Below are 20,341 nucleotides of genomic sequence, written 5' to 3'. Positions count from 1 at the left end.
GCCCGACGCCTGCCCCACAGGGAACACCGCCCGACCGCCGCCCCGCGGGGGACCCCGGTGGCCCGAGCCATGTCCCACCGGGACGCGACCCCCGATCCACACACTCTTCCACTCGTCTCCTGACCACCAGCCCCTCCCTCACCGAAGGACGTCCCATCGGGACGCCACCGGTTGACCCGACACCCCAGATCGACGTCCCCGGCCGGGGACCAGACCCGTTGACTGACACACATATCTGAGGATCGAGCCTTGACTGAGCAGCTGCGACTGATGGCCGTGCACGCACACCCCGACGACGAGTCGAGCAAGGGTGCGGCCACCATGGCGAAGTACGTTTCCGAGGGGGTGGAGGTGCTGGTCGCGACCTGCACCGGCGGAGAGCGCGGCTCCATCCTCAACCCCAAGCTCCAGGGGGACAAGTACATCGAGGAGCACATCCACGAGGTCCGCGCCAAGGAGATGGACGAGGCGCGCGAGATCCTCGGGGTCAAGCAGGCGTGGCTGGGCTTCGTCGACTCCGGGCTGCCCGAGGGCGACCCGCTGCCGCCGCTGCCCGAGGGCTGCTTCGCCCTCCAGGACGTGGACGAGGCCGCCGGGGCGCTGGTGAAGCTGATCCGCGAGTTCCGCCCGCACGTGATCACCACGTACGACGAGAACGGCGGCTACCCGCACCCGGACCACATCATGACCCACAAGATCTCCATGGTGGCCTTCGAGGCCGCCGGGGACCCGGACAAGTACCCGGGCACCGGGGAGCCCTGGCAGCCGCAGAAGCTCTACTACAACCAGGGCTTCAACCGGCCGCGCACCGTCGCGCTGCACGAGGCGCTGCTCGCCCGCGGCCTGGAGTCGCCCTACGGCGAGTGGCTGGAGCGCTGGAAGTCCATCCAGAAGCGCGAGCGCAACCTGACCACCTATGTGCCGTGCTCGGACTTCTTCGAGATCCGCGACAAGGCACTGATCGCCCACCGCACCCAGATCGACCCCGACGGCGGCTGGTTCCGGGTCCCGATGGAGATCCAGAAGGAGGTCTGGCCGACCGAGGAATACGAGCTGGCCAGGTCTTTGGTCGACACCACCCTCCCCGAGGACGACCTCTTCGCGGGCATCCGCAACAATTGAGCCCATGATGAGCGCGACCAGCTCCCTCGCCCTGACCCACGCGTCGTCCGCGATGCAGCTCGCCAAGGACCTGGACCAGAACAAGGTGACGCCGGGTGTCCTCGGCTTCATCGTGTTCGCGGTCCTCGGTGTCGCCGTGTGGCTGCTCATGAAGTCCATGAACAAGCACATGAAGCAGGTCTCCTTCGAGGAGGAGGCGGAGAGCGGCCCGGAGACGGCCAAGGCCGCCGCCGGCGGCACGGCGAAGCCGGCCACCGACCACTGAGCCCACCCGGCCACCGGGTGGGACGGTCGGCCCGACCGCCCCACCCGCCACTCCCCTCCGTCACCAGCTGGTCACGCAAGGCCCCCGGCGCGCCGTCGCCGGGGGCCTGGCGGGCTTTTCGGCCAGGGTCGGTGCGAGGGCGACACCGGCTGGGGAGGCTTCCCGCCGCGATATCCCCACAGATCGCCTCGTGGTTCTGCCTCCACTTCATGAGCTCCGCCAAGGAGCCGATGCCCGGGACGCGGTCCGCGGGGTGGCGCGCATACGGGCAACCGCATCGCATCGCTCCGTCGATGAACCTGGCGCCCGCGTCAGCGGCCCGCCGCAGCACCGTTCGCCGATGCCATCCGAACCTGTCGCCGCCGTCCGCGACGCCGAGACACTCCTTGCCGGGACTCGCTGTAAGCCCCGTAGGGGTGCGCCGACGAGATGTGTGACAACCACACACAGGGAGTGATCGGCGTGGGATAGTTGCCCGAAGTGACGTAGTTGTGTCCAGGTGGGCCAGGTGGGGGAGCGTTGGCGCAGTGGATGGAGCAGCTGGTCCAGGCAGTGGACGAGGTGCTGGCCGGTGAGGGCCGCGCCGGCGGTCGTGCGGAGTCCCCAGGGCACACACGGGTCGGGGACGTGCACTACCTGGAGGACGGCTGGTACGGGCTGCCCACCTATGCCAGCCGGATCGACCCGGACGACCTCCAGGACATGCGGCTGGCGACCGGGGCCGGGCCCGGCGATCGGCACGGCCGTTCGTTCACCGTCCTCGGCTGGCGGGTCGAGTCGGAACGGGTCCGCCTCCAGGTGGCGGCCCACGCACCCCGGAGCGGACTGACGCTGTGGGCGGTGCGGCGCCCGCCCGACTTCCTGCTCCGCTCACTGCGTGAGGCACTGGCGGCCTTGCCGGGCGCCGGACTCGCGGAGAGGCTGGTCAACGGCCGAATCGACGCGGTCGCGCCCGAGGAGACCTCGGCCTGCGGCGGAGTCCTGCAGGGCGGGCAGGCTCAGGCGTACCTGGCCTGCACCTCTCCGGGCCTGCGGCTGGTCTGGGGGCCGCCCGGTACCGGGAAGACGACGGTGTTGACCCGGGCGCTGAGTGACCTGGCCCTGCGGGGCAAGCGGGTCCTGCTGGTCTCCGGTACCAACGTGGCGGTGGACAACGCGTTGGAGGGGGTGCTCAAGGAGCGCTCCTCGCTGTCGCCCGGCCTGATGGTCCGGGTCGGCTCTCCCGCGCTACGCCATGTGGCCGAGGACCCGCGGGTCTCGTTGCCCCTGCTGGTACGGGCGAGAGTGGCGGAGGCCGAGCAGGCGGTGGAAGGGGTCGCCGAGCGACTCTCCGCCCTGATGAGCGAGCCGGTGCTGACCGAGCTGCGCGAGACGGAGACCCGACTCGACGGATTCGATCCCGACGCGTACGAACAGGCCAAGGGACGTCTTGCCCACGGCGCTTTGGTGGAGCGCCTCGCGACCGAACTGGAGGCGGCCGAAGCGGGCGAGGCGGATGCCCGGGCCCGGAGTGAGCATGCCGTTGACGAGCACCGGAAAGCGCGGGAGCGCTGGGAGGACTGGGCACCCCAGCGGGCCCTGCTGGATCAGGTGGCGCAGTGGCAGGCCGAGATCGAGCAGGGGGAGCAGAGCCGGCAGCACCTGCGGGCCGCGCTGCTCGACGCCGAGGCCGCGCTGGCCGCCTTGGACACGGAGGAACGCGAACTCGACCGGCGCGGCCGGCTGCGGACCAGGCGGCGGCGTGGCGAGATCGAGCGTGAACGAGCCAAGCAGGCCCAGCGCCGCGAAGCCCTCCAGGAACAGGTCGACCAAGCGGTCGAGACCTACTCCGCCCACCATGAGGTACTGCGCCGACACATCGCCCAGGCGCGGGCCGAGGCACACCCTGTCGATGACACCGCGCTGCGCCTGCAACTGGCCCTGATCGATTCGACCGCTGCCGACCAGGCCAAGGTGGACCGGGATCTCGCGCTCGCCCGGCAGACGGCGCAGGCCGCCGCGCACCGTCTGCGCACGGCCCAGCAGGATCATCATCCGCACCCCGAGGACGCCGATCTGGTGGCGGCCTCCGACCGCGCCGGGCTCCCTCAGCTGGCCGTCCGGCTCCGGGAGCTGCGCGCTTCCTGCGCCGGACTGCTGGTCAGGCAACGCGAGTTGGAGCTCGAACACGAGCGGCTCGTCCGGGAGCTCGCGCGCCGGCGTTCCCAGGCCGAACCCGAGCTGATCCGCGGGGCGAGCGTGGTGGCCACCACCCTCGCCCGGTTGCGGCTCAACCGGACCGTGGCTGAAGGGCCTTACGACGTCGTACTGGTCGACGAGGCCGGGGCCGCCCTGCTGCCCGAGTTGATCGTCGCGGTCGCCAAGGCCAAGGAGACCGCGGTCCTGTTCGGCGACTTCTGCCAGCTCGGTCCGGTCATGCCCAAGCGCGTGCCGAAGCAGCCGGAGCTGGAGCGCTGGATCCGCACCGGCTGCTTCGAGCTGGTGGGCATCCGTACCCCCGCCGACGCGTCGGCACATCCTGGTTGCGCGGCGCTGCGCACCACGCACCGGTTCGGGCCCGACACCACCGATCTGGTCAACCGGATCGCCTATGGCGGGATGCTCAGGTCAACCCGCCCGATCCGAGACCGCGCCCTCGACCCGGAGATCATCCTGGTCACCACCGACGGGCTCGGTGAGGGAGACGACGGAATAGCCACCGCACGGCGAGTGCCGGGCGGATCGGGCCGCTGGTGGGTGGCCGGCAGTCTGCTGGCGACGGCGCTGGCCGAGCGCCACCACGACGAGGGCGAGAGCGTCGGTATCGTCACGCCGTACAAGACGCAGGCCCAGGTGACGCACGACTGGCTCCACGACCAGGGCCGACTCTTCCGCACCCCCTCGGTGGAGGTGGGCACGGCGCACCGCTTCCAGGGCCGGGAGTTCGACGTGGTCATCCTCGACCTGGTGGAGGACGGCGTGCTTCCGGGATGGACCGCTGTAGGAGACCTTGAGGACGTGCGGCCCTACCGCAAGGACGGGGCCAGGCTCTTCAACGTGGGTGCGACCCGGGCCCGCCAGCGCGTCTATGTGATCGCGGCCTGGGACGCCCTTGCGAAGGCGGCGGACGGAACGGTACTGGCCCAGTTGAGGGACATGGCGAAAGCGGAGCCCGAGGCACTGGTACGCGGCGTTCGTTCCGATCAACTCCTCGGTCTGCCCTCCGGTGAGTCACCGGGGCTGACCCCGCTGCAGCAGGAGATCTGGCAGGCGTTCGAGGGCCACGTCCGGTACACGGCCATCCACGACGAGGACACCTACTTCCCCGACGCCCTCGACGCCATCGAACAAGCCCGCCACAGCATCTGGCTCTGGTCCCCCTGGTACACCAAGCGCATGTGGGAGGTTCTCCCACGGCTCGACGACGCGCGCCGCCGCGGTGTGCGGATCCACCTCTTCGTCACCAACGAGAGCGACAGCCTGCTGCAGGGCCAGCTGGCGAACCCGGCCACCGCGGCCGACGCCGCGCGCCGGTTGCCGGAACTCAAGGCGGTGGCCGACACCGTGGTGGAGATCAGGGACATGCACCAGAAGATCCTGGTGATCGACGAGCAGCTCTGCTTCCTCGGCAGCCTCAACACCCTGTCACATGTGCCCGGCAGCAAGGGCCGGCGGGAGATCATGGTCCCGTTCCGAGGGCGCCGCTTCGCCCGCCACATCCTCGACCACGAGAACGCCGACCTACTGCTCCACCCGCCCGTCTGCCCCGAGCACGGCGCCCAGGCCGAACTGCGCAAGTACGTGATCCCGCCCAGGCAGCGCCCCGCGAGGTCCCCGCACACGATCGCCCATCCGGCCCAGCGCTACTTCGCCTGGGCCTGTCCCGCGCGCACCACCGTGGCCAAACCCGACGGCACGACCGGCACGGTCGGCTGCGCCCGACGGAAGGCTCTCCGCCCGGACGAGGCACGGTATCTGGGAAACCAGCCACGGCTGTAGCGCCCAAGCCCGCTACCGTTCGCCGCCGCCCGAGCGCCGTGGGCGCTCCGGCATTGCCAGCGCGAAGCCGGCCGCGCCCGAAGGTCACAGCCGCCGACCGTTTCTCCCCTGAAGACGGGGCGCGCGTCGGCGCTCTGTCCTAACCTTGGCTGAATACATCAAGAGGGGGGTGGAGTTGCCAAAGGTTCCTGAGAGCCGACGTGTTGGACGCATGGCAGTGAACGAGGTGCGTTCATTGTTGGAGCGGCAGGGCCATATCGTGCAGGAAATCGATGGTGCAAACGATCACGGAGAGGACCTGCACGTCACCTTCGTCCAGGACGGGCAGCGGACAGCGGACTCCCTGGCTGTGCAGGTCAAGGGTGGGCACTCGACACGTACCCGTAGGGGATACCGCGTCCAGGTAGGGAATCATGGGGACAACTGGCGCGACGGGAGTCTCCCAGTGCTCTGCATAGTCCATGATCCCCAACGAGACAGCCTCTTCTGGGCCAATGCAACTCGTCAGCTCCGCCGAGCCCAAGCGCTACGCGAGACGCTGAAGTCCGTTGTCGTGCGACGAGAGTACGCGCTGGACGATTCCACCTTTGATGCCTTCGTGCAGAGCATGCGAAACTACCTGGCTTGGGAACGACAGGGCCTTGGCAGGTGGGCGGACATGGCGGACGTCGAGTTCGCACCGAACGACATCGTCAAACCGTTCGAGAACGACTGCGGCGAACCCATGGTCTTCTGGCAGAAGCGCGGTGAGCCGTTCGCCGTACTGCTCCATCACGACCTTGACTGGTATCCGGTGCGCATCCAGGAACCGATGCTCCGCTTCTGGCCCATCCCGTCGATCGGAGGCACCATCCTCAATGAAGCGGAAGCACACTGGCTCATGGGGTGCTTCAAGTCCACCGAGTGGTGGCGTCGACCAGTTGAATAGTGCGATACCCGCCCCCCTAACCTGATGGGGCTCCATTAATACGGGAGAACTGAGAGGGGCGGATGCGAATCCTTGGCTGCAGGCTGGAGCTCCGTACATGAAGTCCACCCAGACTATACAGAAACCATATCGTGTCTGCCTATCGCGGGTGCTGGGTGCCGGGTGCGGTAGGAGAGGGGCATGCGGAACCGTCTGGGCGACGAGACCTCCCGCATGTGCTCCAGCACGCCGACAGTCCGGTCGACTTGTGGCCCTGGTCCGACGCGGCGTTCGCCGAGGCGCGGCGCCGGGGGGGGGGGTGCCGGTGCTGCTGAGCGTCGGGTATTCAAGCTGCCACTGGTGCCAGTGAACTCACAGACCGAGTAGACCGGGCTCTTCACATCTCTCGGGTTATCACGCGGCTTCCGCAGACCTTCGACCACTCGTCACGGTCGAAGGTCTGAACGACCACAGGGCCCAGAGCGCGGAGTGCGAGCGCGGCGACGAGTGGTTTCGATCTCCTGCTCCGTGAGTGCGCCGTGTTCCTCTTCATGTGACGCGACGATCTAGGCGAGCCCGTCTATGGCGAGCCGGTGCCTGACGGCTTCGGTGATGTAGCTGGACAGGCCCCGGTCCTGGAGCGGAGCTCACGCTCTTGAGTCCTACATCGAGGGCAGGACGCCGGTCGTCCCGCTTGCCCACAGAACCGAGGAGTTCATCGCGAGGCATATGGCCATCTGCGAATGCAGTGCGCCATCCGGGCGATGTAGGGCTACCCGGCCCCTAGCACGTGCCTGCGTGTGGCGCGAGTCAGTCGATCGGCCCTCTCCTGATCCACAGCCGTGGCCACCTGGCGCATGATGGCTTCGGGCGGCTCGTGTTCCCAGAAGCGCAGGACTGTCCAGCCTTCAGAGACAAGCTGTGCATTTGTCTCCCTGTCCCGCTCGACATTACGGTCGAGTTTCTGTCGCCACCAGGTTGCGTTCGCCTTAGGACTGGTCGCGTGTTCAGGGCAGCTGTGCCAGAAGCAGCCATCGATCAGAACGGCCAGTTTCGCGCGCGTGAACGCGATGTCGATCTTACGTCTGGGCATGCCCGGCACCGGAAAATGGGTCCGGTAGCGGTATCCGGAGGCATGAAGAAGCTGACGTACGGCCCGTTCGGCGTTGGTATCCTGGTTGGTTTGTCGGCTCATCCGGGCCGCGACCTGGGGACTGGACGGGGATACTGCTCGCACGATCCCAGTGTCCCCGTCTTCGGTCCTCGGTGTCGAGTCGATGCTGCAGAGGTGACGCAGGTGGAAACTGCCTGCCGGGTCGCTGCTCAAGGTCGAGGAGGGCGGTAGGGCTGGTTCTGATCTGCCTGGTTCCGCAGCCCCGGCCGGTCGGCTGGGGCTGCCCACCCTGGAAGTGCCCTGGACGATCGACGTCCTGCTCGGGGTACTGGTCGCCACGGCCGTCCCGGCGGCCCGTCCGCTGCGCGGCATACGGCGCAGTTCGCGACGGGGCGGCATGAGCGCGGCGGTCCTGCCGCTCACCCCCGCGGTCGCCGAGCCGGGTGCACAGCGGTATACGGCGGGTCCGGACCGGCCTGACCAGCCGCGCGCCGGCCGCCGGATGCGCGACGATGGGGGGCATGCCGAACCGTCTCGCGGACGTGACTTCCCCGTACCTGCTGCAGCATGCCGAGGACCCGGTCGCGTGGTGGCCGTGGACGTCGGAGGCTTTCGAGGAAGTACGGCGACGCGATGTGTCCGTTCTGTTGTCGGTCGGCGACTCTGCGTGCCGCTGGATGCTTAGTGGATGAAGACAGCCAGGTGATCCTGATCCGGGGTGTTTCCAAGGAGTGCAGCCATGGACACGTGCGATGAGCAACTGGGGAAGGACATAGACGCCTGGGCTGAATACCGGCCGGCGGCGTCGCCAGGGTGAGCACTCGATCGGTACGCGAGCATCCGTCAGCACCTGGAGTGCGAAATTGACGCAGCCGCTGGTGTCGACTAAGACCGTGTCCCACATGGCGGGGCGGATCAGGCGCTCATAGCAGCAGAGGATGGCGGCCAAGCCGAGAAAGGCCCGATAGCTGTTGAGCAGACCTTCGCCTTGCTCCATCAGTTCGAGCGCCGGGCCGTCCGTTGGGAACGACGCTTCGACCCCCACAACGGTCTCGCCTCCTCCGCCTGCTCACTTATTTGCTGACGTCGGCAGTGCGATCACTGGCCTGTAACCCACAGATCCCCACGAGGAAGCCACGATTGCCGGAGATCCAGTTAGGGCTACCGGTGTCGGTGGCCTCCCTTACGCTGTGCATGCAGTGCTTGACGCGAGGGCGGGGTGTTGTGGGGCAGGAGACCAGAGTCGGAGTGCGGAACCCGCCACGGGCGTCCGCTCTGATGGAGAGCCTGCGTGCGTTCGGCTACGACATGGCCACCGCGCTCGCTGACTTGGTGGACAACAGCATCGCGGCCAGAGCGACCCAGGTGCGGGTCGAGTTCTCGACCACGGAGGGCCAGAGCTGGGTCGCGCTCGTCGACAACGGCAAGGGCATGACCGAGGCCGTGCTTCACGACGCACTGCGGCTGGGAGGAGATGGGCCGGCGGCGCTCCGCGACCAGGCCGATCTCGGACGCTTCGGGCTCGGCCTGAAGACAGCGTCTCTGTCCCAGTGTCGTCTGCTGACCGTTCTGTCTCGTAGAGCTGGCCGACTTACCTGCCGCTCGTGGGACCTCGAGCACGTCGCGAGGGTCGACGACTGGGAAGTACTCACAGAGGCTGACGCCGACGCGCTGCAGATCGCGAGGGAGGTCGCCTTCACCGGTACCGGGACGATGGTGCTGTGGCGGCACCTGGACAACGCCGGCGAAGGAAGGGTGCTGGCCCAGCGCATAGGCCAGGCCCGAGTCCGGCTGGCGATGTGGTTCCACAGGTTCCTGGCCGCTGGCGCACTCGACCTGCGCGTCGGTCCACGCAGCGTCAGGGCCTGGGATCCGTTCTGGCGGAAGTGGATGGCCACGCAGGATCTGGGCACGGAGTTCCTGGGCCTGCAGGGGCTGGTGAAGGTCACTCCGTTCGTTCTTCCTCACCCTTCGCGTCTCAGCAACCAGGAACTGGACCTCGCAGCCGGGCCGCGTGGGTGGAACGGCCAACAGGGCTTCTACGTGTACAGACGCAACCGCTTGGTCTCCGCCGGAGGCTGGCTCGGGCTCCCGGAGCTCACGAACACCCATCAGACCCGCCTTGCCCGGATCGAGGTGGACATCGATCAGAAGGCGGACTCGGCTTGGCAGGTCGACGTGCGGAAGTCCCGAGTGCATGTGCCTCCCGGCCTTGAAGCTGACCTCACGCGGTTGGCCTGTGCCGCGCGTGAGGCCTCCGTCCGGGCTTTCCGGCAGCGTGCTGTGACTCTGACGCGAAGCCGAGGTGGGGAGATCACGTTCGCCTGGCTGTCGCGGCAGAGGGGCGGTATGACCGACTACGTCGTCAATCGCCAGCACCCTGTCGTGCAGGCCGCGTTGGAGGCGCCTAGCAGAGTAGCGGTCGAGGCTCTGCTGCGCCTGGTCGAGCGCACCGTGCCGGTCGGGTTGATCGCCATCGAGGCGGAGCGGGATGAGACACGCACCCCGCAGGCGGCGCTCGAGCACGATGACGAGAACGTGGTCCGTGCCGAGCTGGCAGCGATGCTCGTCGGACTGCCGAAGGATCCTGCCGCGCGGGGGCGCCTGGTACGGGCGCTGTCCTCGGTTGAGCCCTTCAACCGCTTCCCAGCCTTGGTGGCTGAACTGACCTCAGAAGTAAGCACGGACGGAGTGGAAAGATGAGCAGCGACGACCTGAAGTTCGCTCTCGACATTGCCGAAGCGATGGTTATGCGGATCGACCGCTCCTCCAGGACCCGAGAGTCCCTCCTCAAGGTGGCGGAAGAGGTGTACGAGATCGTCCGTCTGGTGCGTCCCGGCGTGACTGCGGACGAGATCGCCCGTGCCCTCGAGGAGCGCTTCAACGTCTGGGCTCCTCGGGAGGTCTGGGTCCTCGATCCAGACAAGCACAACCAGTGGCTCGGCATGCGTGAGAACGACATCGAGTGGCGGTACTGGGACCGCTACAAAAACTGGCTGTTGCACAGGAAGGGGTGGAAGCCAGCGACGGTCGAGACGCTCAGCGACTCGACGAACACGGTGCTGTCCCTCATGGAGGACCCAGAGCGCCCAGGAAGTTGGCTGACGAGGGGGCTTACCTACGGCCAGGTCCAGTCCGGAAAGACAGCCAACTACACGGGTCTCGTCTGCAAGGCTGTCGATGCCGGCTACCGCGTGGTGATCGTCCTCACCGGGGCGCACGAGAGCCTTCGCCACCAGACACAGGCGCGTCTGGACCTGGAGTTCCTCGGGTTCGACACACGATTCATGCGCGAGCGCACAGCCGGGTCCACGCACATCGGGGTTGGCAACCTCGACATGAAAGAGCCCCTGCTGTGCATGTCGATGACCACACAGAACAAGGACTTCAACGCCAACACCCTTGAGTCGACACCAGTAGACCCGCGACGTGTGCGCCTTCTCGCGGTGGTGAAGAAGAACGCGCGCATCCTGGAGAACCTCCAGCTGTGGCTCCAGGGACACGGAACGGAGCAGCCGGACGGCAAGAAGGTGATCACAGACCTTCCGCTGCTCATCATTGACGACGAGGCCGACTACGCGTCCGTGGACACGAAGAAGCCGCGACGAGGGCGAACGGCCAGCGATCCCGACCACGATCCCACCGCGATCAACCGCTGCATAAGGGAGATCCTCGGTACCTTCAAGAAGCGCGCCTACGTGGCGTACACAGCGACTCCGTTCGCGAACATCTTCATCTCGAACGACACCGATCACCCGAACCACGGGGATGACCTCTTCCCGAGCAGCTTCATCGTGGCCCTGAACCCGCCGTCCAACTACTGTGGTCCAGAGACCGTATTCGGACTGAACGATCCAGCAGCGGACGAGGTCCGTGAGCCTCTTCCCGTGATTCGGATCGTGGAGGACGAGTCTGCCTGGCTGCCCGACGACCACACGAAGGACCACAAGCCTGTGGGCCGGCTCCCCGGATCCCTGGTCGAGGCCGTCGATGCCTTCGTGCTCTCGACAGCCACTCGGAAGGCGCGGACTGCGGAGTATGGCGTGGAGCCAGGGCACAACACGATGCTCGTCCACGTCACCCGCTACCGGACCACTCAGGTCGCGGTCGCGGACCAGATCAGGTCCCATCTACGGGAGATGGACAACCTCTGGGGAGATCACGGAGCGGCCGGCCAGCACCTGCGGGGCCGACTCCGTGAACTCTGGAAACGTGACCATGTAAGCACCTACGAATCGTTGCGTGAGCGGTCGGATCTCAGCGGTCTTGTGGGAGAGCCGGTCGACTTCGACCAGGTCCTCGTCCAGATCCCCGGTGTGTTGGAGGATTGCGTCAAGGGTGTGAAGACCATCAACGGTCTGGCAGCCGACGTCCTCGAGTACGAGTCGAGCACGCCAGCGACAGTCATCGCGGTTGGTGGCGACAAGCTCTCCCGCGGTCTGACGCTGGAGGGCCTCACGGTCTCGTACTACCTGCGTGCGTCCAGGACCTACGACACGCTCATGCAGATGGGCAGGTGGTTCGGCTACAGGAACGGCTACTTGGACGTGACCCGCCTCTACACCACGAAGAACCTGGTCAACTCATTCGTGCACGTCACTCGTGCGAATCGCGAACTGATGGACCTCGTCTCGTTCTTGGCGGAAACGAACAAGCGGCCTGCCGACGTGGGCCTAGGAGTACTTGACGGCTACGAGAAGCTCCAGGTGACCGCCACCGCGAAGATGCGCGGTTCCACGGTCATCTCCCTCTCCTCGGCCGGCCAGCGTCCCGAGACGCTCTTCATGCGCACGGGCAGGCACGACATCGCCGAGAACTACGCCCGCCTGGAGCGCTTGGTGGAGGACATCGAGGACTGCGACCAACTCGCGCCGGAACTGCGGTACGGCAGCACGGGGTTCTTCCGGACCGGGGTTCCCGCCCGAGTGGTGACCGAGTTCCTGGACGGCTTCAGCGCGTCGGGGAGGAACCTCCAGGCATCGCCCAGCCTCCTCAAGCAGTACATCGAGAACCAGGTCGCGCGGGGCGAGCTCACCTCGTGGACCGTAGCAGTGACCGCCGGTGCCTCTCCTAACCAGCGCTTGGACGTCGGCGGAGACACCTTCAGGCAGGTCACCCGTAACCCTCTGGACGTGAACCCCGACGATCAGGTGCCGGAAGGCACGGACTTCCCGGTAGGAGTGCTGGTCAGCCCGGGCCACGAGGCGATCGGGATCCCGCTGGCGGTCCACAAGCAGGCTCTGGAGGCAACCCGGCTGGACTTCAGGAAGAGTGGCGGTGGCGGTAAGGAGCCCGTGCGGCCGAGCGGCCGGCAGCTGCGTCGACACCGTGACGCACGTGAGGGGCTTCTCCTCATCTACCCGGTGGACGCGACTCAGGTGGCCTACCCCGACGGCCTTACGGAGGTCACGCGGATCGGTGCCGACGGTACGACACAACGACTTCCGCTCGTGGGTTACGCGCTGTCTCTGCCGACGTCCGGAAGCGCCAAGTCCACGAAGTACCGCGTCAATGAGATCTACCTCAAGGAACTCCGGGGAATGGTCGCGGACGTGACGGACGAGGCGGAGGAAGCGTGACGAGCCCGAATGCGGCGGAGATATCAGCGCTCTTCGATGTTCTGGGGGCCGAGACGCCTGTTGGACCGGGTGCGGTGCGCCGTCGCCTGCAGTCCGCCATGACGCTTGACGTCTTTGCCGAGGTCAGGTTTCCCGATGGCGAGTGGGCCGTGCTCATCGACAGCTCGGAGCACCTCGACGACCGGGACCTGGTGCTCGCCAACGGCCTCACCTGCTCGGTCCATGCCGGGAACGTGGAGATCGTGGCCCAGCCGAGTACCGATCGAGGCGTGTTCTCCGCCCTGCTGGCCGACCTGCTGGGGCACCTGGCCAGCACGTCGGCGGTGCCTGCGGCGACCGTCACCCGCCGGATCGCCACATGGCAGCGCATGCTGGGGCGAGGGCTTGGACAGGTTCTCGGACCGGAGGAGCGGGCGGGCCTGTTCGGCGAGCTGCTCGTGCTCAGGGACTTCGTGGTTCGTGCCGTCGCCGGTAACGCGGTCGCCAGCTGGACCGGCCCGCGCGGCGGCGCAAAGGACTTCCTGTGGGGCAGATGGGGACTGGAGACCAAGACCACGGTCAGCAGCCAGCGGTTCCCGCGGTGCCGGATCCACGGTGAGGATCAGCTTGGTATCGGGTCACTCACGACTCTCCTGCTCACGCACCAGACACTCCGCAGGGACTCCACAGGGCTCAGCCTTCCCGAACTGATCGACGAGTTGCGGGAGCACCGCGGTCTGGCCTGCCAGCTGTCCGAACTGGAGGATGCCTTGCTGGAGGCTGGCTGGGTCGAGAGCCACCGGCGTTACTACGAGGACGAGCGCTGGATACTCGCCGGGCGCAGGTTCTACCGCGTCGAGGACGGCTTCCCACGTATCGTCAGCTCGATGCTCCCAGCTGGCGTGTCAGGCGTCTCCTACAATCTGGACCTGCGGCTCTGTGGCCCGTTCCAGGTGGACGAGGCCACGGCTCGAGACCTGCTGAGGGACGAGACGCATCGCCTGGGGGAGGAGCACCTTGTCCGAGAGTGATCTGCGGGACTTCGCGGAGGATCTTCACGAGACCGCCCGCGCGAGTTTCGGGGAATCAACAGGGACGCCTTACTTCAACGACTCCTTCACGGAGGTCGTGGGCGGCTACCTGGTCGAGGACGGGGCGCTCGAAGGTGTCGAACCCTGTTATTTCCGGAAGGAGACCGACACCGGACGCGGAGCGATGGAGGTCTTCGGGTACTTCATCGGTCGCGGCGGAAGCGTGCTGGACATCGTGACCGCCGACCTGAACCGGAAGGCCGAGGTGATCCGGAAAGCCGAGGTTCAGCGGGCTCTTCGGCGGGCCCGGAGTTTTGTGGATCGTTGCCGTCGGGGCATCCATCTGGATCTGGCCGAGACTGATCGCGCTCACCCGATGGCGCTCGCGATCCACAATGCCTGGCCTGAGCTGTCCAAGGTGAGGATCTTCCTCGTCACCGACGGGCGTGTGACCGTCGACGCGTGGGACGAGGAGGAGGTTGCCGGCCTCAGGTGCACGTACGAACTCTGGGACATCGCGCGGCTCCACCGTCTCGCCTCGTCCGGAAGGCCGGAGGAGGACACGGTGATCCACTTGGACCCGCCTCTCGCCTGCCTGCCGGTGCCGGGGGACGACGACTACTCGTGCCTGCTGACCGCGATACCCGGAGACGTCATCGCGAAGCTGTACGACGAGTACGGTGCCAAGCTGCTCCAGCGCAACGTGCGTGCCTACCTGCAGGCCCGCACCAAGGTCAACAAGGGCATCGGGGAGACCGTCCGAAACACCCCTGGGCGTTTCCTCGCCTACAACAACGGTGTGTCGGCGACCGCCAGCGCCGTGGTCGCAGCACCTGGAAACGGGGGTGTCCACGAGATCAGCCAGTTGGTGAACCTGCAGATCGTCAACGGAGGCCAGACAACGGCTTCGCTGCACAACCTGTGGACCCGCGACCCACGCAGCCTGGATGGGGTGTCCGTGTCCACGAAGATCACCGTGGTCGGCGGCGACGTACTGGACCAGCTCGTCTCGGAGATCTCGCGGTGTGCGAACTCCCAGAACGCGATCAAGGAAGCGGACTTCCAGGCCAACGGGCCGTTCCATGTGGCGCTCGAAAGGCTCTCTCGTTCCGAGTGGGTGCCGGCGCGGGAGGGCCGTACGGCGCAATCTCGCTGGTATTACGAGCGGGTGCGTGGCCAATACCAGGTGGACCTCTCCAGGCTGGACAGAGGCAAACAACAGCGTGAGTTCCGGGCGGAGAACCCCATTGCCCAGAAGTTCGGCAAGACTGACCTTGCCAAGTATGAGCTGGCGTTCCTCGGGCGTCCCCACGACGTGAGTCTGGGCGCAGAGAAGTGCTTCCAGATCTGGACGTCCGATGTTCTTGGCGGAGAGGCTCCTGTACTGCCCGACCGCCAGCACTTCCAACACCTGGTTGCCAAGGCGATCATCTTCGGTCGCACCAGGAAGATCATCCAGTCCATGAAACTGGGTGGCTACCTCGGACCGACCGCCACCTACGTGATGTCTCTGGTCGTGGATCGATGCGCCGACCGGATCGACCTGGACGAGATCTGGCGCACGCAGGACCTCCCGGCCTGGTTGCGTGAGGCTGTCCCCAGCCTGGCGAACGACGTCGTACGGCCCCTCCTCGTGGATGCTCCCGCGGCGGCCAACGTCACCGAGTGGTGTAAGAAGGAGGCCTGCTGGGATAGAGTTCGGGCTTCTGCCTGGCCCTTGTAACATTCATACCTACCTGATCGTTAGAATGTGCGACCAGGCAACCAACTTTCCGATGCCCTGAACACCTCTGTGTCACTGCCCAGTGGTATGTCTGGGGTGGACCGCACGAGCCGGGCGCGCCAAGCCATCGACACGTACGACGGTTCGAGGCATCCGATTGATTGCCATGGGACAGCTGTGGTGTCGTGGTCCCCGTCATGGGGTGTCGAGCGGAGGGTGTGGGGTGTCGGGCAGGACTCGTGCGCCGGGTACCTACGAGGTAACTCTGGTGCGCAGCAAATACCTCGCTCTGGAGCCGCACCCTGACTCCTGCACACCCGACACCTTTCAGGAGTGGGTGGGCCGTCACAAGGGTGAGCCCTTGGCGGTGGACCTCTTCTCCGGGGCGGGAGGCCTGAGCCTCGGCCTCAAGCGTGCGGGGTGGACCGTTGCTGCCGCCGTCGACAGGGACGAGCGTGCGCTTGAGACTCATCGGCACAACTTCCCGGGCATGAGTCTCAATCTCGATCTCGGCAGCCCTGACGACCGCGGGAAGCTGCTGTCGCTGTTCGAGGGCGTGAAGGTGGATCTCGTTGCCGGCGGTCCGCCCTGTCAACCGTTCAGTCGCGCAGGCAGTGCCAAGATTCGCAGCCTGGTGAAGGCCGGTGTCCGTGCCAAGCACGATCTTCGCAAGGAACTCTGGCGCGCGTACATCGAGATCGTGCTTGCACTCAGGCCACGAGCGGTTCTGATGGAGAACGTCCCGGACATGGGGCTCGCGGATGACTTCCGGGTCGTCCGCATCATCGACGAGATGCTTGAGGAAGCTGGCTACGCGACTCAGGTCCAACTCGCGGATGCATGGAAATTTGGCGTGCCCCAGCATCGGAGGCGACTGATCCTCCTGGCGCGGCTGGACTCCCATGAGTTTCGATGGCCTGCTCCGAGTGACCGCAAGGTCACACTTCGTGATGCGATCGCAGATCTTCCAGCAATCCCCACCGGCGAGACTGGGGAACGGGAGACTCGCCACTCGTCGCGGCGGAAGCTGTCCGCGTTCGCGAGGGAGATGCGGGAGGGGGCGCCCAAGGGGGTGGTCCACGACCACATGACCCGCCCGGTACGCGCGGACGACGCGGAACTTTTCGATCTCATGGACGAGAAGAGTATTTACTCGGAGCTCTACGAGAAGTACAAGGACGATCCCGAGAAGTCAAAGCTCTTCCGCTACGACACCAAACACTTCACGGACAAGTACAACCGACTTGGGTGGAACGAGCTCAGTCGAACCATCACGGCTCATATTGCCAAAGACGGGTACTGGTACATCCACCCGGGCCAGCCCCGAACGCTGACCGTCCGGGAAGCTGCTCGGGTCCAGACGTTCCCCGACGGTTTCCGTTTTGCAGGCATGAGGAGTGACGCGTTCCGTCAGATCGGCAACGCCGTTCCTCCGCTTCTGGGCGCGGCAGCTGCACTCGCGGTGAAAGCAAATCCCGAGAACTCGGTCGACGAGCCGCTCCAGTCGTTCTGGCGCACGCTCCGTGGTGAACTGACGGGCTGGGCGACACGCCTCCGAGAGGGGACTGGCTGGAGTGCCCTGCCCGGAAGCGAGATGGGGCGCCCCCAGGCGACCGTAGCCGCCCTGCTCAGCACCGGTCGAGGAAGCCTGGCGGGTACGGCCGAGGTCATGGCCCAAGTCCGCGGCCTCAACACGCTTCCCCGGGCGGCCTACAAGAAGCTTCTCGACTCGGCTCCGAGCGCTGCTGCACGGAAGTCCCTCGAGCGCTTGGAAGTCCTCGCTGGAAAGAGAAAGCCTTGGGAGGACGACGAGCAGATCATCAAGGCAATTGACTTCAAGCCAAATGAGAGGGCCGTCTTCAGGCTCCTGAGGGGCAATGATCTGCTTCTGGCGTCACACGGTGCGATCCGCGTCGCCGAGCGTGTGGCAGGCACTTGCTCCGACCGTGAGTCCGCCAATACTCTCACCGACGGGCGCGTGAACCTCTCGAAGCTGGTTGGCGCGGGCGATGAGGCGCCACTCCGAATGGCTGCTGTACGGCTGCTGAGCCTGACCAGCTGCCGTGCGGTCGGACCGACCTGCTCCGAGTGCCCTCTTCACGAGCTCTGTGCCAGCAAGGAGGAGCTGTCCGAGCAGGCGCTCTTCTGACCGCATGGCTCTGACCGCGCGGCGAACCTCAGGCTCCCCTCGGGCAGACGATCGGACTCGAAGCGCCGAGCTGACGGCGTCGCTCGTGCCGTGAGTGGAGACGATGCTGCCGTCGGTGCGCGGACAATTTGCCCGGTGGCCGGCTGAGACCGGCCACATGGAGACACACCGAGACGTGCCTGAGGCCCCGGCGCGAGCCTGTGGTCCCGTCCAGGCCGGGTCGGGTGCGGGAGGATAGGGGCATGCCGAACCGTCTGGGCGACGAGACCTCCCCGTATCTGCTCCAGCACGCCGACAACCCGGTCGACTGGTGGCCCTGGTCCGACGCGGCGTTCGCCGAGGCGCGGCGCCGGGGGGTGCCGGTGCTGCTGAGCGTCGGATATTCAAGCTGCCACTGGTGCCATGTCATGGCCCACGAGAGCTTCGAGGACGAACCCACCGCCGACTACCTCAACGCGCACTTCGTCTCGGTCAAGGTGGACCGGGAGGAGCGGCCGGACGTGGACGCCGTCTACATGGAGGCCGTGCAGGCGGCCACCGGGCAGGGCGGCTGGCCGATGACCGTGTTCCTCACCCCCGAGGCGGAGCCCTTCTACTTCGGCACCTACTTCCCGCCCGAGCCCCGGCACGGCATGCCGTCCTTCCGGCAGGTGCTGGAGGGCGTGCAGGCGGCGTGGCGGGACCGCCGCGAGGAGGTGGCCCAGGTCGCCGGGCGGATCGTACGGGACCTGGCCGAGCGCACCCTGCCCTACGGCGCGCCCACCCCGCCGGGCGCCGAGGACCTGCACAGCGCGCTGCTCGCGCTGTCCCGCGAGTTCGACGCCCGGCACGGCGGGTTCGGTGGGGCGCCGAAGTTCCCGCCGTCCATGGTGCTGGAGTTCCTGCTGCGCCACCATGCCAGGACCGGCTCCCGCGCGGCCCTGGAGATGGTGCGCGCCACCTGCGAGGCGATGGCCCGGGGCGGGATCTACGACCAGCTCGGCGGCGGCTTCGCCCGCTATGCGGTGGATGCCGAGTTCACCGTGCCGCACTTCGAGAAGATGTTGTATGACAACGCCCTGCTGTGCCGGGTGTACGCGCATCTGTGGCGGGCCACCGGCTCCGATCTGGCCCGCCGGATCGCCCTGGGCACCGCCGACTTCCTGCTGCGGGAACTCCGTACCGAGCAGGGCGGGTTCGCCTCCGCGCTGGACGCGGACAGCGAGGTTCCGATGGAGGGTGGCGTGCCCGGGGAGGGTGCCGCGCCGGCGGAGGGTGCCGCGCCCGGGGATCGGCTGCACGCCGAGGGCGCGTACTACGTGTGGACGCCCGCCCAACTGCGCGCGGTGCTGGGCGAGCGGGACGCGGAGTTCGCCGCCACCCACTTCGGGGTGACCGAGGAGGGCACCTTCGAGGAGGGCGCCTCGGTGCTCCGGCTCCCGGACACCGGAACCCTGGCCGACGGGGAGCGGCTGGCCTCGATCACCGAGCGGCTGCTGGCCGCCCGGGACGCGCGCCCCCGCCCGGGCCGCGACGACAAGGTGGTCGCCGCCTGGAACGGGCTGGCCATCGCGGCACTGGCCGAGGCCGGCGCCTACTTCGACCGCCCGGACCTGGTGGAGGCCGCCACCGCCGCCGCCGACCTGCTGGTCCGGGTGCACATGGACTACCACGGCCGGCTCGCCCGCACCTCGTTGAACGGCACCGCCGGCACCCACGCCGGGGTGCTGGAGGACTACGCCGATGTCGCCGAGGGCTTCCTCGCGCTGTCCTCGGTGACCGGCGAGGGCGTCTGGGTGGAGTTCGCCGGGCTGCTGCTGGACACCGTGCTGCGGCACTTCACCGCGGCCGACGGCACCCTGTACGACACCGCCGACGACGCGGAGACACTGATCCGCCGGCCGCAGGACCCCACCGACAACGCCGCCCCCTCCGGCTGGACCGCCGCCGCCCAGGCGCTGCTCAGCTATGCCGGGTTCACCGGCAGCGGACGCCACCGGGAGGCGGCCGAGCGCGCCCTCGGCGTGGTCAAGGCGATCGGCCCGCGGGTGCCGCGGTTCATCGGCTGGGGGCTCGCGGCGGCCGAGGCGGCGCTGGACGGCCCGCGCGAGGTGGCCGTGGTGGGCCCGGACGGCGACCCGGCGACCCGCGCCCTGCACCGGGCCGCGCTGCTGGGCACCGCGCCGGGTGCGGTGGTGGCGGTCGGCGCGCCCGGCTCCGGCGAGGTGCCGCTGCTGGAGGACCGACCGCTGTTCCAGGGCCGCCCGGCCGCCTATGTGTGCCGCAACTTCACCTGCGACGCCCCGACCGGCGACCCCAAGGTGCTGGCCGCCGCGGTGAGCGGCCCCGGCCAGGACCTCCCCCCGCCGCACACCTACGACCGCCGCTGAGGTCGCGGGGGCGCCACGAGGGTTCCGGCACCGGGCGGTCTGCGGTGGGTTGGCCCTTGTGGCGTGTGGGAGCGATTCCCGAGCCCGCGCCACGGGTCCGGGCCGGCTGCCCGGGTGGGGTGTGG

At 67.5% G+C, this 20,341-nt stretch carries 11 protein-coding genes and 3 pseudogenes; 12 read left to right on the top strand and 2 right to left on the bottom strand.

What is annotated here, in order from left to right; all coding sequences use genetic code 11:
* Positions 1-249 precede the first annotated feature (249 nt).
* From mca to E4099_RS12320, 5 genes and pseudogenes are all read left to right on the top strand, one after another.
* Positions 250-1,122 (top strand): mycothiol conjugate amidase Mca, encoded by an 873-nt coding sequence (gene mca, locus E4099_RS12340; protein ID WP_135339055.1) that lies wholly within the window; start codon positions 250-252, stop codon positions 1,120-1,122.
* Between the two features lie 4 nt (positions 1,123-1,126).
* Positions 1,127-1,387: a hypothetical protein gene (locus tag E4099_RS12335; RefSeq protein WP_167828353.1), complete on the top strand. Its 261-nt coding sequence runs from the start codon at positions 1,127-1,129 to the stop codon at positions 1,385-1,387.
* A 519-nt stretch (positions 1,388-1,906) separates the two neighbouring features.
* Entirely contained in the window at positions 1,907-5,365 is a 3,459-nt protein-coding gene (locus E4099_RS12330) for an AAA domain-containing protein (protein WP_135339054.1), read from the top strand.
* A 211-nt stretch (positions 5,366-5,576) separates the two neighbouring features.
* Entirely contained in the window at positions 5,577-6,293 is a 717-nt protein-coding gene (locus E4099_RS12325; protein ID WP_135339053.1) for a DUF4365 domain-containing protein, read from the top strand.
* A gap of 180 nt (positions 6,294-6,473) precedes the next feature.
* Positions 6,474-6,636, top strand: a pseudogene (locus E4099_RS12320) (DUF255 domain-containing protein); the annotation flags it as partial.
* 82 nt (positions 6,637-6,718) lie between these two features.
* Here the strand turns inward: E4099_RS12320 and E4099_RS35175 are convergent.
* Both E4099_RS35175 and E4099_RS12310 read right to left on the bottom strand, forming a co-directional pair.
* Positions 6,719-6,898 (bottom strand): annotated as a pseudogene (locus E4099_RS35175) (hypothetical protein).
* A gap of 146 nt (positions 6,899-7,044) precedes the next feature.
* A complete protein-coding gene (locus tag E4099_RS12310; protein WP_135339052.1) occupies positions 7,045-7,467 on the bottom strand; it encodes a very short patch repair endonuclease in 423 nt (140 codons plus the stop codon).
* A gap of 440 nt (positions 7,468-7,907) precedes the next feature.
* On the opposite strand from E4099_RS12310, the pseudogene E4099_RS12305 reads away from it, so the two are divergent.
* The 7 genes and pseudogenes from E4099_RS12305 to E4099_RS12275 form a co-directional block, all read left to right on the top strand.
* Positions 7,908-8,063, top strand: a pseudogene (locus E4099_RS12305) (DUF255 domain-containing protein); the annotation flags it as partial.
* Between the two features lie 601 nt (positions 8,064-8,664).
* Entirely contained in the window at positions 8,665-10,089 is a 1,425-nt protein-coding gene (locus E4099_RS12300; RefSeq protein ID WP_167828352.1) for an ATP-binding protein, read from the top strand.
* Entirely contained in the window at positions 10,086-12,965 is a 2,880-nt protein-coding gene (locus E4099_RS12295) for a Z1 domain-containing protein (RefSeq protein ID WP_135339050.1), read from the top strand. Before E4099_RS12300 ends, E4099_RS12295 begins: the two co-directional genes overlap by 4 nt.
* Positions 12,962-13,975 (top strand): PD-(D/E)XK motif protein, encoded by a 1,014-nt coding sequence (locus E4099_RS12290; protein ID WP_135339049.1) that lies wholly within the window; start codon positions 12,962-12,964, stop codon positions 13,973-13,975. The genes E4099_RS12295 and E4099_RS12290 overlap by 4 nt, the downstream gene beginning before the upstream one ends.
* Positions 13,962-15,698 carry an AIPR family protein gene (locus E4099_RS12285; protein ID WP_135339048.1) on the top strand — a complete coding sequence of 579 codons (1,737 nt, stop codon included), beginning with the start codon at positions 13,962-13,964 and terminating at the stop codon, positions 15,696-15,698. Before E4099_RS12290 ends, E4099_RS12285 begins: the two co-directional genes overlap by 14 nt.
* A gap of 268 nt (positions 15,699-15,966) precedes the next feature.
* Positions 15,967-17,847, top strand: coding sequence for a DNA (cytosine-5-)-methyltransferase (gene dcm / locus E4099_RS12280; RefSeq protein ID WP_245244788.1), 1,881 nt, complete (start codon positions 15,967-15,969; stop codon positions 17,845-17,847).
* Positions 17,848-18,089: 242 nt separating this feature from the next.
* A complete protein-coding gene (locus E4099_RS12275; protein ID WP_135339046.1) occupies positions 18,090-20,216 on the top strand; it encodes a thioredoxin domain-containing protein in 2,127 nt (708 codons plus the stop codon).
* Positions 20,217-20,341: the final 125 nt, after the last annotated feature.

Origin of the sequence: Streptomyces palmae (assembly GCF_004684805.1) — a bacterium.
In the GTDB taxonomy this organism is placed as follows: Bacteria; Actinomycetota; Actinomycetes; order Streptomycetales; family Streptomycetaceae; genus Streptomyces; species Streptomyces palmae.
The sequence above is the reverse complement of the archived record's forward strand: the minus strand, read 5'-3'. Positions and strand labels throughout refer to the sequence as shown.

Excerpts from the sequence above, each read along its gene's own strand:
- E4099_RS12335 (WP_167828353.1), top strand. The coding sequence starts at position 1,127 with ATGATGAGCGCGACCAGCTCCCTCGCCCTGACCCACGCGTCGTCCGCG.
- E4099_RS12325 (WP_135339053.1), top strand. The coding sequence starts at position 5,577 with ATGGCAGTGAACGAGGTGCGTTCATTGTTGGAGCGGCAGGGCCATATC.
- E4099_RS12310 (WP_135339052.1), bottom strand. The coding sequence starts at position 7,467 with ATGAGCCGACAAACCAACCAGGATACCAACGCCGAACGGGCCGTACGT.
- E4099_RS12300 (WP_167828352.1), top strand. The coding sequence starts at position 8,665 with ATGGAGAGCCTGCGTGCGTTCGGCTACGACATGGCCACCGCGCTCGCT.
- E4099_RS12295 (WP_135339050.1), top strand. The coding sequence starts at position 10,086 with ATGAGCAGCGACGACCTGAAGTTCGCTCTCGACATTGCCGAAGCGATG.
- E4099_RS12275 (WP_135339046.1), top strand. The coding sequence starts at position 18,090 with ATGCCGAACCGTCTGGGCGACGAGACCTCCCCGTATCTGCTCCAGCAC.